Source organism: Rheinheimera oceanensis (assembly GCF_018831085.1).
GTDB lineage: Bacteria > Pseudomonadota > Gammaproteobacteria > Enterobacterales > Alteromonadaceae > Alishewanella > Alishewanella oceanensis.
Genome location: NZ_JAGPNM010000003.1, coordinates 259,225 through 277,438 on the forward strand (window position 1 = coordinate 259,225; position 18,214 = coordinate 277,438).

Here is an 18,214-nt window from a genome sequence, read left to right on the forward strand (position 1 = left end):
ATAATAACCTTAGACAAGAGGAGAGGACGGTGGATAGAGTTTGGTTAAAACGTTACCCGTCAGGCGTACCCGCAGAAATTAATGCCGATCATTACCCGTCATTATTAAGTATCTTTGAACAAAGCATTGCCCAGTACCCGGATAAAACCGCTTTTATTAATATGGGGAAAAGTATCAGTTATCGTGAGCTGGACCAGCAAAGCATCGCTTTTGCCGCTTACCTGCAAACAGAGCTGGGGCTGAAAAAAGGCGATGCTGTTGCCATTATGATGCCTAACCTGTTGCAATACCCGATAGCACTTATGGGGGTGTTGCGTGCCGGTTGTGCAGTAGTAAATGTGAATCCGCTATACACTCCCAGAGAGTTGCAGCACCAACTCAATGATTCTAAAGCAAAAGCTATTATTATTGTGGAGAACTTCGCGCATACATTGGCCGCTATTGAAAGCCAGGTAAAACTTGATCACATTATTCTGACCAAGATGGGTGATCGTCTTGGTGCTTTAAAGGGTACAGTGGTTAATCTGGTGGTTAAGTATATTAAGAAGCTGATCCCGGCGTATAAGCTAACCAAGTTTATCCGTTTCAATACTGTGTTAGAGCAAGGCGCTACACTCAAATACACTAAGCCTGATATGCAGGGTTCAGATATTGCATTTTTGCAATACACCGGTGGTACCACCGGTGTATCAAAAGGTGCGATGTTAACGCACCGCAACATGGTGGCTAACCTGGAGCAGGTCAGCGGTTGTCTAGATAATTTGCTGGAAAAAGGCGCCGAGCAAGTCGTTACTGCACTGCCGCTTTATCATATCTTTGCCTTAACGGCGAATTTCTTCACCTTCTTTAAATATGGTGCAACCAACCTGCTTATTACCAACCCGCGTGATATGAAAGGTTTTGTTAAAGAGCTGCAGAAGTTTCATTTTACTATTTTCACCGGGGTTAACACCCTGTACAACGGCTTATTAAATACCCCTGGTTTTGCCGAATTAAACTTTAGCGGCCTTAAAGCCTCTATTGGCGGAGGCATGGCGGTACAACGGCCAGTGGCTGAGCGTTGGCAAAAAGTAACCGGCACCCGCCTGATGGAAGGTTATGGCTTAACGGAATGTTGCCCGCTGGTAACAGTAAGCCCTTATGACTTAACCGGTTTTAATGGCAGCATTGGTTTGCCTGCGCCTTCTACCGATATTCGTCTGGTTGATGAAGAGGGGGTGGACGTGGCTGCCGGAGAGCCAGGTGAAATGCTGGTAAAAGGCCCACAGGTGATGTTGGGATATTTGAACCGGCCGGAAGAAACTGAAAAAGTACTACGGGACGGATGGCTTTATACCGGTGATATTGCCCGTATGGATGAAGAAGGCTTCTTTTATATCGTAGATCGCAAAAAAGACATGATCCTGGTATCAGGCTTTAACGTGTACCCTAACGAGATAGAAGAAGTAGTCGCTATGAGCGATAAAGTGCTTGAAGTCGCAGCTGTTGGTGTGCCGAACGAAACCACCGGTGAAGCGGTTAAACTGTTTATTGTGAAAAAAGACGCCAGCCTGACTGAGCAGGAAGTGATCCAACACTGCCGGCAACATTTAACGGGCTATAAAGTACCTAAACTGGTAGAATTCCGCACAGAATTGCCAAAAACTAATGTTGGTAAAATTTTGCGGCGTGAACTGCGCGGATAACGTGCAACACTACAAAAAGCCGGCCTTAAGCCGGCTTTTGTTTTAGCGTATAACAGGTAACAGATGATTGGTGTAATCACAGATAACAGTGCGTTGGCAGCCTATTGTCAGCAGGTAGCTAACAGTAAATTACTGGCGGTAGATACTGAGTTTATCCGCCAGAGTACGTTGTTTCCCAAACTGGGGTTAATTCAATTATATGACGGTAATCAGCTGGCACTGGTAGATCCGTTATCTGTTACCGACTGGCAGCCGCTACAACAGCTGTTTGCCAAGCCTGAACTAATTAAGTTATTGCATTCTTGCAGCGAAGATATCGAAGCGCTGGCCACCATTGGCATTATGCAGATAACCCCTCTTTTTGATACCCAACTGGCGGCTGAGTTGTTAGGCTGGGGCAGCAGCATGGGCTATGCCAGGCTGGTAGAGCAGCTAAGTGGCGAGATACTGGATAAAAGTGAATCCCGCACTGACTGGCTGGCACGGCCATTGTCACAAACTCAGCTGCAATATGCGGCAAATGATGTGCATTTTCTGTTTCCGCTGTATCAGCATCTCACCGCGCAAATGGCTCCTGAGCAGCAGCGTTTGTTGCTGGCAGAAGGGCAACAGTTAATGCAGCGGCGTGAGCAACAATTACCGCTGGAATTTAAGTATCTGGAAATTAAAAACAGCTGGCAACTTACGCCAAGAGAGCTGGCGGTACTGCGTGAGCTGGCTGCCTGGCGCCAGCAATATGCTATGCAGCGGGATCTGGCGTTGGGGCTTATTATCAAAGATATTCAGCTTGTTGAACTGGCCAAACGTCGTCCGGCAACAGCAGAAAGCCTGCTGAATATTCCTGGTATGCCGCCGCGCGAACTACGACGCCATGCCAAAGCGCTGATCGAACTGATTAGCACAGCTAAAGAACTACCACCGGCTGAGTGTCCGCAACGTTTTTATCATCCGTCGCAGTTTGCCGGTTATAAAGAAACGGTAACCCAACTTACAGCTGCGGTTAAACAAGCCTCAGCTGAACATAATATTCCGGCTGAATTTATGTCAGTAAAACGCCAGTTGAATGAATACCTTAACTGGTGCTGGCGGGTGACAGATCAAGAACGTGAGCAATTGCCCGTACCAGAGTATTTAAAAGGCTGGCGTGCTGAGTATTTAAAGCCATTTTTGCCGCTCCCGGCACATATCACCTTATAAAATGAGCGGGAACTACGTTATTCAGGCAGCTTTGGATTAGTGCTTTTTTTCGACATTTTTATTCTATTTTTGTTATAAAACAGTGCTGATCCTCAGCAAAAAATCAGGCGTAACACTTCAGCAATTCACAACTGAAGGGTTACAACAATGAATGAAATAAAAAGCTTTGCTTTACCTGCAGTGCTGGCAATATCGCTTACAGGTTGCTGGTTAGATGATGATGATAATCCGGCTCCAACACCAGAACCACCTCCGCCGGTCGTGGTTAACGCCTCTGTGCAGGTAGTTCATACTTCGATAGACGCACCTGATGTTAATGTGCTGGCCAACGGTGATGCCGCGATAGAAAGCCTGGCCTTTGGCGAAGCATCAGATGTACTGTCACTGCCTCCGGCGACTTACAGCATCGCAGTAGATGCTATTTTACCGGGCGACGATAACACTGCTACGGTAATAGGTCCACTGGATTTAACACTTGAAGAAGCAACCCGTTACACTGTATTTGCGGTTGGCAAAGTGGCTGAGGAATCACTGGAGCCTTTAGTGGTTACCGGCACCGTGGATGATGTAGCCGCAGGCAAAATCCGCCTGCAGGTAGTGCATGCTGCTTCTACAGCGCCTGAAGTCAGTGTACATGTTACCGCACCAGGCGCCGAACTTGGTACCCCGGCGGTGACCTTCTCATTTAAAGAATTTACTGATCCGTTAGAGTTAGACCCGGCAGAGTACCGCGTACGTATTACCTTGCCTGACAATGAAACGGTAGTGTTTGACAGCGGTACGCTGGACTTAAGCACTGCAGGTGCTGATTTAGTGGTGGCGGCTGTTGACAGCCAGTATTCAGGCGATTCACCGGTTTCACTGTTAGCCGTGGCGCAGGACGGCAGTGAGCTGGCCATTCTGGATGCCGGTGCTACCGCATCAATACGGGTAGTACATAATGTGTCGGATGCGCCGGCGGTAGATGTGTTAGTTAACGACGCCATAACACTGGTAGATGCGCTGGCATTCCCCGATTTTACCGATTATGTTGCAGTAGAACCTGATACCTACAACGTGAAAGTTGCTGCCGATGCCGACAACAGTGTGGTTGTGATTGACGCTGACGTTACCGTTGCAGCTGGGGCTTTTTACAGTGTGCTGGCTGTAGGCTCGTTGGGTGAGAATACAATTGAACCGCTGATCCTGACTGATATGCCGCGGCGGGTGGCAACTGAAGCAAAAGTCCGTATTGTGCATGGCTCTACGCTGGCCGGTAATGTAGATATTTATGTCACGGTTGATGGTGATATTGCCACCGCTACGCCTGCGTTTAGCGATGTGCCATTTAAAGCTGAAACAGGCTATGTTGCACTGGCTGGTGGTGACTATGTTGTTAGCGTAACGCCAACCGGTACTAAAACCGCAGCCATTGAAGCGCCGGTAAGTCTGGAAGCAAACAGCATTTATACTGCCATAGCGCGTGATGGCGTGGATCTGGATGCAACCATGATAGGTTTAATTCTGATGGATGACTTTGTTACTGTACAGTGAGTGCACAATACATTTAGTAATCTAATATTGAAGCCCGTTTAAAGCGGGCTTTGTTTTTATAAACAGATAAAGAAATATTTTGCTGAGTTAATCCGGTTTTGCTAATGTGCAACAACATTATTGATAAAATCAGGAATAATAATGAAAGGATGCATAAGTATAGTATTGGTTTTGTTATTTAGTCTGGTTAACGCTGCAGAATTACCGGTAGAAGCCTTTGCCAGTGCGCCGAGTGTCGATATGCTGAAGTTATCGCCTGACGGCACTAAATTATCCATGATCCAAACAGTCGATACAGAAAAGGAGCAGTTGGTGCTGGTAAAACTGTTTGATCTGGAAACCGGAAAGCAGAAGTTTCTGGTAAAAGCTGATAGCAGAGATCTGACAATTTATTCGGTTATCTGGGCCAATAATAAACAGCTATTAATGAAAGCCGCTTACGCCTCTCACCGCCATGGTACGCCAGTAACTGAAACCCGTTTAGTGGTAATTGACACTGAAACCGGTAAAAACCGTAGCGTTGTCCGGGGGCAACTACAGCGTAAACTGGTACGTACACCACAATTTCAATCGAATATTGTGGCATTAATGCCGGAAGACGAAGAGCATTTTTTGCTGGCACTAGATGGCTTTAATCACGGAGTGGGCACCAGTGTGGTTAAAATTAGTCTCAATGGCGCTATGTCTGAGGTTGTTGCACATTCCCGTGAGAACCTGATCGACTGGGTTGCCGACAGACAACACAAACCGCGTATCGCTATTTTTCGTGACGATGCCCAGTTTCAGATAAAAGAAAAAAAACCAAACAGTAAAGACTTCCGCTTACTGTGGCAGTTTGAAGCGTTATCAGAAGATACGATCTGGCCAATAGGCTTTGATGAAGATCCAAACCTGTTATATGTGTCGGCCTACCATAATGGCAAAAAAGCCATATTTAAAGTTGACCTGGCTAAAGACAAACCAGAGCCTGAGCTGATAAAAACTAATCCTGATTACGACGTTCCTGCTGATATTTCCTACTCCTGGCAGGACAAAAAGATTATTGCCATTGGTGAAGAATATATAGACCCTAAGTATCAGGCTTTTCAAAAGGCCGTAGACGACGCCTTACCGGATGCCGATAATTATATTGTTAGTATGAGCCACGACCAAAACCGCTACATAGTACTAACCAGCAGTGAAATCAACGCCGGTGCTTATTTATTAGGCGATCGTAAAGCCAAAACTATGCAGTTTTTGCTGCCTAAATTCAGCCAGTTAGAACCTGAGCTGATGGTGGCAAAACAAAAAATTCAATATAAAGCCCGCGACGGTTTAACGATTGAAGGCTATCTGACCACGCCGAAAGACTATCAGCAGGGGACATTGCCAACAATTATTTTCCCGCATGGCGGGCCGATATCTTTTGATGATGATGGCTTTGATTACTGGACACAGTTTTTTGCTAACCGTGGTTATGCCGTGTTACAGATGAATTTCCGTGGTTCTTACGGTTATGGCTTTGACTTTATGCAAATGGGCCTGCAGGGCTGGGGCTTGCAAATGCAGGACGATGTAGAAGATGGCACGCGCTGGTTAATTGAACAAGGCGTAGCGGTACCGGGAAATATTTGCATAGTGGGTGCCAGCTACGGTGGTTATGCAGCGCTGATGGGGACAATAAAAACGCCGGAGTTATATCAGTGCGCAGTAAGTTTTGCTGGCGTTACTGATGTGGAAGCTTTGGTAAAGTCACACCGCAATTATACCAATTATGAAATTGTCAAAAAGCAAATAGGCGATAATTTCGCCCTGCTGGAGCAACGCTCACCGCTGACACATGCCGATAAAATCCAGGTGCCGGTATTGTTAATACATGGCACTAAAGACCGTTCCGTGCCGGTGAAACAAAGCACAGCAATGTTCAGAGCACTGAAAAGCATGAAAAAATCAGTAGAATATATTGAGCTGGAAGACGGCGATCATTACCTCAGCACCAACAGCCACCGGCTGGAAACCTTTAAAGCGATGGACCGTTTCCTGAAAAGCCATTTACAGCTGCCGGTGCAACGTATTGCTGCTAATTAAGTTGAAAACTTACCGTAATCTCAAATAATAAGCCCGCGTTAAGCGGGCTCTATTTGTAGATTTCTGAAAATTAACGCTTATCTTCCGGGAAGGTCACGTTTAGCTCCAGTACCGACAGCTCATCGCCGCGTTGCTCCAGTGACACGGCAATATCTTCCGGCGAAATATCCACGTACTTGCGGATCACCTCTAAGATATCACGCTCCAGCTGCGGCAGATAATCCGGGCTGTTACGCCGTCTGCGCTCATGCGCCACGATGATTTGTAAACGCTCTTTGGCAGTATTGGCGGTGGTTTTCTTACTCGAGCGAAAATAATCCAGTAATGACATCCTTTATCCTCCAAAAATCCGCTTTAACAGGCCTTTTTTCTCTACCGTTAAAAAGCGAAACGGTACTTTTTCACCCAGCAGGCGATCAACAGTATCTAAATATGCCTGGCCGGCATCGCTGTCTTTATCCAGGATCACCGGCTGGCCTGAGTTTGAGGCATTAAGCACAGCTTGTGATTCCGGAATAACACCCAGCAAATCAATCGACAGAATTTCTTTTACATCTTCTACGCTGAGCATTTCGCCTTTTTCTACCCGCTCGGGGTTGTAGCGTGTCAGCAACAGGTGTTCTTTAATGGCGTCCAGCCCCTGTTCGGCACGGCGCGATTTACTGGCCAGCATACCGAGAATACGGTCAGAGTCGCGCACCGATGATACTTCAGGGTTGGTTACCACTACTGCTTCATCGGCGAAATACAGCGCCATCATGGCACCGGCTTCAATGCCAGCGGGCGAGTCACATAAAATAAAGTCGAAATCTTTTGCCAGCTCGTTTAATACCCGCTCAACACCTTCTTTGGTTAGTGCGTCTTTATCGCGGGTTTGTGAGGCGGGTAAAATAAACAGGTTTTCAATGCGTTTATCTTTAATCAGAGTTTGTTTTAAATTGGCTTCACCGTTGATCACGTTAACAAAGTCGTACACTACGCGCCGCTCGCAGCCCATAATCAAATCTAAATTACGCAGGCCAATATCAAAATCGATAATAACGGTTTTTTTGCCTTTTAACGCCAGGCCTGTACCAATGGCAGCACTGGAGGTGGTTTTACCTACGCCGCCTTTTCCTGACGTTACTACTATGATTTTTGCCATAGTGAAATCCTTACGCTAATTCTGCTAATACCAGTTGGTCGTCTTGTAATTTTATACAAGCCGGCTTACCCCAAAAATCGCCCTGCAGGCTGTCGCTAAGCCAGTAATTACCAGCAATAGACACCAGTTCAGCCTGTAAGTTGTAACAAAAAATACGTTTAGTACTGTCACCGCCTGCACCGGCAATCGCTTTACCGCGCAAGGTGCCATAAATATGAATATTGCCATCAGCTATTACTTCAGCACCGGCACCAACAGTGCCTTTAACAATTAAATCAGCACCTTTGGCATATACCTGCTGGCCGGAGCGCACAGTTTGCTCAATAATTTTGCTGTCCATCGGTACATTAACTGTGCTGGTTACCACTGCGGTTTGGCGTGTATTGCTGCTGGCGGTGACCGCAGTTTTGCTGTCTTTGGCCAGTTGTAAGGCGGCCAGGCCAGCTTGCTGCGCTTGTTGCTTTAACTCACTGCTGGCACCACAAACACCTACCAGTACCAGTTTTAACTCGGTAAAAAGTTGTTTTATCGCATGAAAATCAGGAGCTTGCTGTACATCCGCTAAATTAAGAATAATAGGCGCCTGATAAAAAAAGGCCGGAGCCTGAGCCAGCTTTTGCCTGAGTTGCTGTGAGAGTGAACTGACACTGAGATCGGCACATGACAGCACCGATAAAGGAAATAAGCTGCCTTTTAGTTCCAAAGACTGATCTGACATAAGGGTATAGTGCGCACTTGTTATTATTTACCATAACCGGCTGTTCTTCACTTAGCCAACACCCGGCATTTATTTGCGTTGCCGCAGGTTGGCGGGTACGCAATACAAGGCTGTCATGTTATAGTTTAGCCCTTAGTTAAGCAAGGTTGATGCGTGGTTTTATTCGATGCTGTGTGCCGTTTATAAAAGTGTGCGAAAAGACAGTACCTATCTGTATGTTGAACGCCGGGATGATTTTAGCAAGGTGCCTGAAGCACTGTTGCAAACCTTTGGCACGCCTGTGCTGGTTACACTGCTCAATTTGGCAGGGCGGGAACATTTAGCACTGGCAGATATCGATAAGGTAAAGCAGCAATTGCTGCAACAGGGTTATTATTTACAGATACCGCCGCCGGTAGACAATTTACTGGCAGAACACAAAAAGCTGTTACAACAGTAATTTTTCATTATCAATGGGTTTTTTTATGTTTAGATCTCTTATCTGTGTTGCCGTAAGTACCTTTTTTAGCGTGGCTGTAATAGCTCAGGAGCAAACCACCGACAACAAACCAAGCTTTGCAGATTACACCGCAACGCTAAAGCAGGAAGCATTAAGTAAAGGTTATGCGCCGGAATTACTTGAGCCGGTGTTTGCTTCGCTGACGTTTCACGAGCGCATTGTTTCTGCCGATAAAAGCCAGCCGGAATTTGTTGAAACCTTAAGTACTTATTTACCCAAGCGTGTAAGCGAAACCCGTATCAGAATGGCGCGCGAGCGTTATCAGCAATATTTACCTGAGCTGGAAAAAATTGGCGAGAAATATGGCGTGCAACCACGCTTTATTGTTGCGTTGTGGGGGCTGGAAAGCAGCTTTGGCCGCATTATGGGCAACTATTCGGTGCCATCGGCATTAGCTACACTGGCTTATGAGGGGCGGCGCGAAACCTTTTTTAAGCAAGAGTTTTATCATGCACTGGATATTTTGGCGCAGGGGCATATCAGTCTGGATGATATGAAAGGCTCCTGGGCCGGGGCTATGGGGCAAAGCCAGTTTATGCCCAGCTCTTTTATGGCCTACGCACAAGACGGCGACGGCGATGGTAAAAAAGATATCTGGACTAATCAGCTCGATGTATTTGCCTCTATTGCCAACTACTTAAAGAAGCAAGGCTGGGATAACAGCAAAACCTGGGGCCGCGAAGTAATATTGCCCGACGGCTTTGATGCGGCAAATGCCATTGCCAGAGGCAGCCTGCAGCGTAATGAATGGCTGGGCCGCTGGTCGCAATCTGAGCGCAGTCTGGCCGACTGGAATAAGCTGGGAGTGCAGCGGCTAAATAACACCGCTTTGCCAGCCCGTGATATTAATGCTGCGCTGGTTTTGCCTGACGGCGAAGGCGGCCGCGCTTTTCTGGCGTACGACAACTACAAAGTACTGATGCACTGGAACCGCTCTTATTACTTTGTTACCAGTGTAGGTTATCTGGCCGATTTAATTGTGGCTGAGGATTAACATTAATGACTTATCAGCATCTGAGTATTAGCGGCAGCCCTATCGATTTACCGGTAGGTAAAGTTGTTTGCATCGGCCAGAACTACCAGGATCATATTGCCGAAATGCAAAGCAAAACGGCCCCTGAAGCGCTGTTTTTTATTAAACCTTCTACTGCGCTGTGTGCGATCAGCCCCGGTTTTGCTATTCCGGCTGGTCAGGGCGCAGTGCACAATGAAACTGAACTGGCCGTATTGATTGGTAAACCGTTAAAACAGGCCGGTTATGCTGCGGTAAATGATGCAATCTGGGGCTACAGTTTAGCGCTGGATTTGACGCTTCGTGAGGTTCAGGCGCAATTAAAACAGCTGGGCCGGCCGTGGGAGATAGCCAAAGGTTTTGATGGCGCCTGCCCGGTAGCCGGTTTTGTTGAAAAAAGCCGGGTACAGCACCCGCAGCAACTGGAGTTTAGCCTAACCGTTAATGGTACACAGCGCCAGCAAGGTAATACTGCCAATATGATCCGGGGGATTAGCCAGCTTATTAGCGAAATGAGCCGGCATTTTACCCTGCTGCCCGGCGATATTGTGCTTACCGGCACCCCGGCAGGGGTTGGCCCGCTTAGCTCTGGTGATACGCTGCAGTTGCAACTTTCTGATATTTTTACAGTAAACAGCAAGGTAAATTAAAGATGGCGTTAGCAGAGCGGTTCTGGGAGACAAAAAGCCTGGACGAAATGAACACTGAAGAGTGGGAGGCCTTATGCGATGGCTGCGCTAAATGTTGTTTAAATAAATTTATTGACGATGACGAAGAAGAAGGCCCAACGGCAGTGCTGCATCAGGATGAACAGGTGCATTATACCAATATTGCTTGCCGCTATTTGAATAGCCATAAATGCGAGTGCACCGAATATACCCAGCGTACCGTGCTGGTACCCGACTGCATAGCGCTGACAAAAGAAAACCTGAAACACATTTTCTTTATGCCTACCAGCTGCGCTTACCGGCGTTTACATGAAGGGCGCGGCCTGCCGCATTGGCATCCGTTACTCAACGGCGGTAAAAAAAGCCTGATGCATAAAAAGCAAATGTCCGTGCGCAATAAAACCATTTCTGAGTTACAGGTAAATCTGGATGACTTTGAAGACTTTATCGTGCGCTGGCCACTAAACGATCTGGATTAAACAGCGCTGAGCGGAGTTACTGTCGTGTCATTTTTTGATTATATTCAGCAAATGTTTACCCATTTTAGCCCGATAACCGTTCAGCTATTGCTTAGTGTAACGGTGGTGGTGCTGTATTTTATTATCAGCCGCCGGGTTATGCCGCTGCTGTATCAGGTTATAGCTCACAGCAAACTCAAAGCCGAAATGAATAAACGCGCAGCGGCGGTATTTCATATTCTGCTGGTGTTACTGTTGGTTGTAGTGCTAAGCATAATCTGGGGTATTGATATCCGCGGTTTGCTGGTGCTGGCATCGTCAATGATTGCCGTGGTCGGGGTTGCGTTATTTGCCGCCTGGAGTTTGCTTAGCAATATTACTGCGTTTTTTATTCTGCTGGGGCAAAAGGCTTTTGCCGAAGGCATGGAGGTGCGGGTAATAGATGGCGGAAATTATCTTGAAGGGCGCATTGTTGAAATTAACCTGTTTAGCACAGTGCTGCGCACTAAAGACAATGAGCAGGTGGTATACCCGAATAATTTGCTAATATCGCGCCCTGTTATCGTATTTCCAAAGAAAAGCCGTACTGTGGTGCATAACACTGCAGCGGAAAAAGCCCAGCGCTGGCGGCGTAAGATGTTGATTAGCCAGAAAAGAGATTGATTTTTTCGTGACAGCGCAGATGGCCGCTGGTACATTTTGTCTAACGCAATGATAACCCCAAAGCAATGATAACAATAACACTATGCTGCCCAGATGCGCTTAAAACAAATAAAACTGTCCGGCTTTAAGTCGTTTGTTGACAGCACCAGTGTACCTTTTCCACAGCAGATGACAGCTGTGGTTGGCCCCAATGGTTGCGGTAAATCTAACGTTATTGATGCGGTGCGCTGGGTGCTGGGTGAAAGCTCAGCAAAAAATCTGCGTGGCGACGCCATGACCGATGTTATTTTTAACGGTTCGTCGCAGCGCAAACCAGTGTCTCAGGCATCAGTAGAGCTGGTGTTTGAAAATACCGAAGGCCGCCTGGCAGGTGGCCTGGCCGATCGCAGTGAAATAGCCATTAAACGCATTGTTACCCGCGATGCACAGTCGAATTACTTTTTAAATGGCAGCAAATGCCGCCGCCGTGACATTACCGATATTTTCCTTGGCACCGGCCTTGGGCCGCGCAGCTACGCCATTATTGAACAGGGCATGATTTCGCGGCTGATAGAATCCCGGCCGCAAGAGCTACGGGTGTTTATCGAAGAAGCTGCCGGTATTTCCAAATACAAAGAGCGGCGCCGCGAAACTGAAAACCGTATTAAGCACACCCGCGAAAACCTTGATCGGCTGGCTGATGTACGTGAAGAGCTGGGTAAAAACATTGAAAAGCTAAAACGTCAGGCTACTGCGGCGCAGCGCTATAAAGAGCTAAAAGCACAAGAGCGTAAACTAAAGGCAGAGCTGACAACGATAAAGTGGCTGCATTACAGTAACCGGCTTACGGCACTGGACAAGCAATTACAGCAACAGCAAACTGAACTGGAAAAATATCAGTCGCAGGAGCTGGGCGATCAGCGCGTACTGCTGGAATTAAAGCAGCGGGCGCAGGAAGCCCGACAGCAGCTGGATCAGGTGCAAAGCCGGTTTTATCAGCACGGTGCCACTATCAGCCGGCTGGAACAGCAAATTTTGCATCAGCGTCAGCAACAGCAAACTCTCACTGCGCAAATGCAGCAGGCCAAACACAGCCTGAGCCAGGCCGAAGATTTTATCGCCACCGAGCAGGCGCAACAAACTGAGTTGCAGCAACAGTTGCAACAGGACGAACCGCAACTGGCCTTGCTTAGCGAGCAACTGGACGAACTTAGCCAACAACTGCAGCAACTGGAAGATGAACAACAACAGCAGCAACAGGCATTTCAGCACTGGCAACAGCAGCATTTTCGTCTGCAGCAACAACAGCAACAGCAACAGTTGCAGTTACAAAATCAGCAACAACAGCTAAACCAGTTGCAGCAACAACAGCAGCAACTGCAGCAGGAAACCGCAGAGCTGTTACTTGAGCCGCTGCAGCAGCGCATCAGTAAGCTAACTGCTGAACTTGAACAAACCACAGAGTTGCTACAGCAACGTACTCAGGAGCATAGCCAGGCAGAGGCGGCGTTACAGCAACATGAACAGCTAAGCCGTCAACTGGAGGCAGAGCTGCTAAACGCCAATAGTGAACTGCAGATGCTGCAGCGCGAACAGCAAAAATTACAGCAACAACAACAGCAGCAGGACAACCAGCAACAACAATTGCTGCGCCAGTTGCAGGTTAAACCCGGCTGGGCTGCTGCAGTTGCGCTGGTGTTGGGGCAATTGCAGCATGCAGCTGTTGCTGCGCAGCTTCCGGAGCCGCCGGCTACTGTGGTAATAGCTAATAAACAGCCAGTTATAGCAGGCACGCTGGCAGAGGTGATATTGGCAGGCGTTTATCCCGACAGTTTTAACCATATTCTGCTGGCAGAAACCTTAACAGCAGCGCAGCAGAGTGTCGCAGCTCTTAAAGCTGGCCAGTCAGTTATTTGCCCGCAGGGTTACTGGCTTGGTAGCAACTGGGCACTGCTGGCCAGTGCCGCTGCACAAGACAGCTATTTATTGCGCCAGGAACGTTTAGCACAACTGATTACTGAGCTGGCGGTGGCACAGCAGCAACAGCAAGGCATTGCCGCTCAGTTAGCCACTCAACAGCAGGCGCAGCAACAAGCGGCTGACATGCTGCAACAGGCACAACAAAGCCTGCAGCAGATGCAGCGACAACTACAACAGCAACAAACCGGCTTGTTGCTGGCTCAGCAAGAGCTGCAGCAAGCACAGAAGCTGGCGCAAAAGCTGGCAGCCGAGCGCGAACAACTGCAATTGCGCCAGGCGCAGTTGGAAGAAAGTATAGAACAGCTGATGCAGGCACTAGAGCACAGTACTGAGCAGTTACTTGAGCATGAAGCCGGGCAGCAGTTGCTGCACAGCCAAAGTGGCACACAACAGCAACAGTTACAGCAACTGCGAGCCCGGTTTGAACAAAAGCGCAGCCAGCAACAACAATTGCTGATGCAGCAAAAAGTAGCCGAGCAACAATTGCATGCGCTGCAGCAAAGCCTGCAACGGGCCAAAGTGCAACAGCAGCAATTACAGGAACAACTAAACCAATTAACACATAAGTTGCAGCCAGACGATGAGCCTGAGCTGATATTACAGGAGCAACTGCAGCACAGCCTGCTGGAGCGTGAAGAGGCAGAACAACAGCTGATTGCGCAACAGGAATTGCTGGCGGCTACCGAGCAACAAATCCGCCAGTTAGAGCAAGGGCAGCATGGTGTGGTACAAATACTGAACAAAAAACGTAGCGAACTTGAAGAGCTGCGCCTTGATAGTGAAGGCTACCGTGTGCGCGCTAACAATATGCTGGAGTTACTGCGTGAGCAGCAAGCCAGTATGAAAGATATTCTGCCGCAATTGCCAGCCGATGCCGAAGAGGCGGTATGGCAGCAGCAACTGGATAAAACCGTTGACGCGGTTGGCCGGCTTGGGCCGATAAACCTCGCTGCTATTGAAGAGTATGAACAACAAGCTGAGCGCAAACAGTATCTGGATGCGCAGAATGCCGACTTAACCTCAGCAATGGAAACACTGGAAACGGCCATTCGTAAAATAGATAAAGAAACACGGCAGAAGTTTAAAGACACCTTTGAACAGGTAAACGACGGTTTAAAAACGCTGTTTCCGAAGGTATTTGGCGGCGGCAGTGCCTATTTAGCCCTTACCGAAGATGACTTACTGGAAACCGGTGTTACTATCATGGCGCGACCACCGGGTAAAAAAAACAGTACAATACATTTATTATCGGGTGGTGAAAAAGCCTTAACCGCTTTATCATTGGTGTTTTCGATTTTCCGGCTTAATCCGGCGCCATTTTGTATGTTAGATGAAGTAGATGCGCCACTGGACGACGCCAACGTTGGCCGGTTTTGCAATCTGGTGCGGGAAATGTCTGAAACAGTACAATTTATTTATATTAGCCACAATAAAATTGCCATGGAAATGGCGGCACAGCTAATGGGCGTGACAATGCAGGAGCCCGGCGTGTCACGTGTTGTTGCTGTCGATGTGGATGATGCTGTTAAAATGGCAGCAGCCTCTTAATTAAAGGTAACCTTATGGCTGACGAATTACGTTTGGTTTTTATTATTATCGGCGCCCTGGTATTAGGTGCATTGTTATTACATGGCTTATGGACAGTGCGTAAAAACGCCGGCCAGCCCAAGCACCGGTATTACGATGAGCAAGCGGGTAATGCCGCGGATGAAAAAGCAGATGGCTTTGATGAGCTGGGTGTAGGTGCGGTGCGGGTGGTAAAGGCCGGCGAAAGAACTGCAGCCGTAAAGCCAGCCGTTTCACCGGCAAAAACATCGGCGTTTAAACGTGCTGAAACTGCAGCAGTAAAGCGCCAGCCTGCCGCGCCGGTTAAGGCCGAAGTGCAAAGCGAACTGCCGTTTGACGAACCCAAAGAGCCACAGCTGAATTTCTCAGCACTGGCCGATGACGACGAACCCAGATTGCACGCAGATGCTGACTATGCTGTTGAGACTGAGCCAGAGCCGGAACCGCAAGCCGAAACCGTTGCGGAACAAGAGCCAGCCGAAGTGCTGATCCTGTATGTATTGTTACCTGAAGACAAAGAGATGAAAGGGCCGGATCTGTTGTCGTCATTACTGACTTTGGGCTTTAAATACGGCGAAATGGATATTTTTCACCGCCATCTGGACAGTGCAGGTTCGGGTGCGGTGTTATTCAGCCTGGCCAATATGTTTAACCCCGGCACTTTTGATTTGGAAAACATCGAAAAACTGGGTACCCGTGGTGTAAGTTTATTTATGACACTGCCAGGCCCGGGCGAGCCGCTGCAAAACTTTAACCTGATGCACAATGCGGCAAAAAAACTGGCAGAAGAGTTCGGTGGCCAGGTACTGGACGGCCAGCGCAGCGTGTTAACGGTGCAAACCGTGCGGCACTATGTAGATAAAATCCGCGAATTTCAGCGCCAGCGTTTAATCCACGGCTAAAACGGGCAGCTAACGGCGAAAATAACATCAGCTAAAACGGCAGGCAGTAGTCCTGCCGTTTTTGTTATGGCAAACTCAGGCGTAAATTTTTACAGGCAAAGTTATTTTATGAGTCAGGCTATTTTGCAGCAACTGCAACAACTGCGTCAGCAACTGGAAGAGTACAGTTATCAGTATTATGTATTAGATAACCCCACAGTGCCGGATGCCGAGTATGACCGTTTATACCGCCAGTTACAGCAACTGGAAGCAGAGCATCCGCAGCTTATTACCTCTGATTCTCCCACTCAGCGGGTTGGTGCTGCTCCGCAGGCGAAGTTTGGCCAGATAAGCCACAGTATTCCGATGCTATCGCTGGACAACGCTTTTGATGCCACCGATTTCAGTGCATTTTATAAACGTATGGCCGAGCGGCTGGACAACAGCGCCGAGTTCAGCTTTTGCTGTGAGCCTAAGCTCGATGGCCTGGCTGTCAGCATCCGCTATGAAAATGGTGTATTGGTGCAAGCCGCTACCCGTGGCGATGGCTATACCGGCGAAGATATTACCAGCAACGTAAAAACCATTCGTGCGGTACCGTTAAAGCTAAAGGGCAAAGCGGTGCCTGCAGTGCTGGAAGTGCGCGGTGAAGTGTTTATGCCGCTGGCCGGTTTTACGCAAATGAATGATAAGGCCCGTGCGGCCGGTGAAAAGGTGTTTGCTAACCCGCGAAATGCTGCAGCAGGTAGTTTACGCCAGCTTGATCCCAAGATCAGCGCGCAACGGCCATTAATGTTTTATGCCTATGCGGTAGGCGCAGTTGACGATCCACAGCGGCTGCTTAGCAGCCAAAGCCATTATCAGCGTTTAATGCAGTTAAAAGACTGGGGTTTGCCGGTATGCCCGGAAATCCGGCTGGTAACCGGGGCTGAACAAGCACTGGCTTATTATCAGGATATTTTGCAGCGGCGCAGCCAGCTGGCTTATGAAATAGACGGTGTAGTGATAAAGGTGTCAGATTTAGCCCAGCAACAGGCGCTGGGGTTTGTGGCACGGGCTCCGCGCTGGGCCATTGCATTTAAGTTTCCGGCGCAGGAAATGTTGACCACTTTACTGGATGTTGAATTTCAGGTAGGCCGCACCGGCGCTATTACGCCGGTTGCGAGGCTGGAGCCGGTAGTTGTGGGCGGCGTGACTGTCAGCAATGCAACCTTACACAATCAGGACGAGATAGCGCGGCTGGGCGTTAAAATAGGTGACAGCGTAATAGTACGCCGGGCCGGAGATGTGATCCCACAAATTGTCTCGGTAGTGCTGGAACAACGCCCTCAGGCAGCGCAGGATATTATTTTTCCAACATTGTGCCCGGTATGTAGTTCAAAGGTAGAGCGGGTTAGCGGCGAAGCTGTAGCGCGTTGCAGCGGTGGTTTATTTTGTGCAGCTCAGTTAAAAGAATCAATTAAGCATTTTGTTTCGCGCAAAGCCATTGATATAGAGGGCCTCGGCGACAAACTGGTAGAACAACTGGTTGATCAGCAACTGGTTAAAACCCCGGCAGATATCTATCAGCTTGAAATGCCTGCGTTGGTGGGGCTGGAGCGGATGGCTGAGAAATCGGCTTTAAAACTGCTGTTGGCTATTGAACAGTCGAAACAAACAACTTTGCCGCGTTTTATTTATGCGCTGGGTATTCGCGAAGTGGGCGAGGCAACGGCGCTTAATCTGGCAAATCACTTTGCTACTTTAGCTAACCTGCAACAGGCCACGCTGGAGCAACTGCTGGAAGTTGCCGATGTTGGCACTGTAGTGGCCGAGCATGTTAAAAGCTTTTTTGCCGAGCCGCATAACCAAAGCGTGATTAAAGCCTTAGAAGATGCCGGTATTAACTGGCCGGTTATAGAGCAATTGGCGCAAACTGAACAACCTTTAGCCGGGCAAACTATAGTGCTTACCGGTACATTAGTCAGTATGGGGCGTGATGATGCCAAAGCCCGGCTGCAGCGCCTTGGCGCTAAGGTATCTGGCTCGGTATCGGCGAAAACCCATGCCGTAATTGCCGGTGACAACGCCGGCTCTAAGCTGGCCAAAGCCACCGAGTTGAATGTACCTGTGTGGACTGAGCAACAGATGCTGGATGTATTTGCCCAGTACGGAGTGAGCTAAG

At 48.4% G+C, this 18,214-nt stretch carries 15 protein-coding genes; 12 read left to right on the top strand and 3 right to left on the bottom strand.

What is annotated here, in order from left to right:
• Nucleotides 1-29: 29 nt before the first annotated feature.
• The 4 genes from fadD (at nt 30) to J3B89_RS09365 (ending at nt 6,482) form a co-directional block, all read left to right on the top strand.
• Nucleotides 30-1,685, top strand: coding sequence for a long-chain-fatty-acid--CoA ligase FadD (gene fadD / locus J3B89_RS09350; protein ID WP_349814209.1), 1,656 nt, complete (start codon nt 30-32; stop codon nt 1,683-1,685).
• Nucleotides 1,686-1,748: 63 nt separating this feature from the next.
• Complete coding sequence (gene rnd, locus J3B89_RS09355) at nt 1,749-2,882, top strand: ribonuclease D (protein ID WP_215397269.1); 1,134 nt, start codon at nt 1,749-1,751, stop codon at nt 2,880-2,882.
• A gap of 147 nt (nt 2,883-3,029) precedes the next feature.
• Nucleotides 3,030-4,415, top strand: coding sequence for a DUF4397 domain-containing protein (locus J3B89_RS09360; RefSeq protein WP_215397270.1), 1,386 nt, complete (start codon nt 3,030-3,032; stop codon nt 4,413-4,415).
• 141 nt (nt 4,416-4,556) lie between these two features.
• The gene (locus J3B89_RS09365; RefSeq protein ID WP_215397271.1) at nt 4,557-6,482 is read left to right on the top strand and encodes an alpha/beta hydrolase family protein; all 1,926 of its coding nucleotides are present in this window, start codon (nt 4,557-4,559) and stop codon (nt 6,480-6,482) included.
• A gap of 70 nt (nt 6,483-6,552) precedes the next feature.
• Here J3B89_RS09365 and minE read toward each other — a convergent pair whose 3' ends face one another.
• Genes minE through minC form a run of 3 tightly spaced genes read right to left on the bottom strand, consistent with a single transcriptional unit; the run spans nt 6,553 to nt 8,344 of the window.
• Nucleotides 6,553-6,813, bottom strand: coding sequence for a cell division topological specificity factor MinE (minE, locus tag J3B89_RS09370; RefSeq protein WP_068230267.1), 261 nt, complete (start codon nt 6,811-6,813; stop codon nt 6,553-6,555).
• A gap of 3 nt (nt 6,814-6,816) precedes the next feature.
• Entirely contained in the window at nt 6,817-7,626 is an 810-nt protein-coding gene (gene minD, locus J3B89_RS09375) for a septum site-determining protein MinD (protein ID WP_215397272.1), read from the bottom strand.
• 10 nt (nt 7,627-7,636) lie between these two features.
• Nucleotides 7,637-8,344, bottom strand: coding sequence for a septum site-determining protein MinC (gene minC, locus J3B89_RS09380; RefSeq protein WP_215397273.1), 708 nt, complete (start codon nt 8,342-8,344; stop codon nt 7,637-7,639).
• 166 nt (nt 8,345-8,510) lie between these two features.
• Between minC and J3B89_RS09385 the strand changes: the two genes are divergently transcribed.
• The 8 genes from J3B89_RS09385 (at nt 8,511) to ligA (ending at nt 18,213) form a co-directional block, all read left to right on the top strand.
• Nucleotides 8,511-8,783, top strand: a complete 273-nt coding sequence (locus J3B89_RS09385; RefSeq protein WP_215397274.1) for a YcgL domain-containing protein — start codon at nt 8,511-8,513, stop codon at nt 8,781-8,783.
• 25 nt (nt 8,784-8,808) lie between these two features.
• On the top strand, nt 8,809-9,837 hold the full coding sequence (locus J3B89_RS09390) for a lytic murein transglycosylase (protein ID WP_251372323.1): 1,029 nt from the start codon (nt 8,809-8,811) through the stop codon (nt 9,835-9,837).
• Between the two features lie 5 nt (nt 9,838-9,842).
• Nucleotides 9,843-10,505 carry a fumarylacetoacetate hydrolase family protein gene (locus tag J3B89_RS09395; protein ID WP_215397276.1) on the top strand — a complete coding sequence of 221 codons (663 nt, stop codon included), beginning with the start codon at nt 9,843-9,845 and terminating at the stop codon, nt 10,503-10,505.
• A 2-nt stretch (nt 10,506-10,507) separates the two neighbouring features.
• On the top strand, nt 10,508-11,002 hold the full coding sequence (locus J3B89_RS09400; protein WP_215397277.1) for a YcgN family cysteine cluster protein: 495 nt from the start codon (nt 10,508-10,510) through the stop codon (nt 11,000-11,002).
• A gap of 24 nt (nt 11,003-11,026) precedes the next feature.
• A complete protein-coding gene (locus J3B89_RS09405) occupies nt 11,027-11,644 on the top strand; it encodes a mechanosensitive ion channel domain-containing protein (protein ID WP_215397278.1) in 618 nt (205 codons plus the stop codon).
• A gap of 93 nt (nt 11,645-11,737) precedes the next feature.
• Nucleotides 11,738-15,151: a chromosome segregation protein SMC gene (smc, locus tag J3B89_RS09410; protein ID WP_215397279.1), complete on the top strand. Its 3,414-nt coding sequence runs from the start codon at nt 11,738-11,740 to the stop codon at nt 15,149-15,151.
• A gap of 14 nt (nt 15,152-15,165) precedes the next feature.
• On the top strand, nt 15,166-16,071 hold the full coding sequence (gene zipA, locus J3B89_RS09415) for a cell division protein ZipA (RefSeq protein ID WP_215397280.1): 906 nt from the start codon (nt 15,166-15,168) through the stop codon (nt 16,069-16,071).
• A gap of 108 nt (nt 16,072-16,179) precedes the next feature.
• Nucleotides 16,180-18,213, top strand: a complete 2,034-nt coding sequence (ligA, locus tag J3B89_RS09420; RefSeq protein ID WP_215397281.1) for an NAD-dependent DNA ligase LigA — start codon at nt 16,180-16,182, stop codon at nt 18,211-18,213.
• Nucleotide 18,214 lies beyond the last annotated feature (1 nt).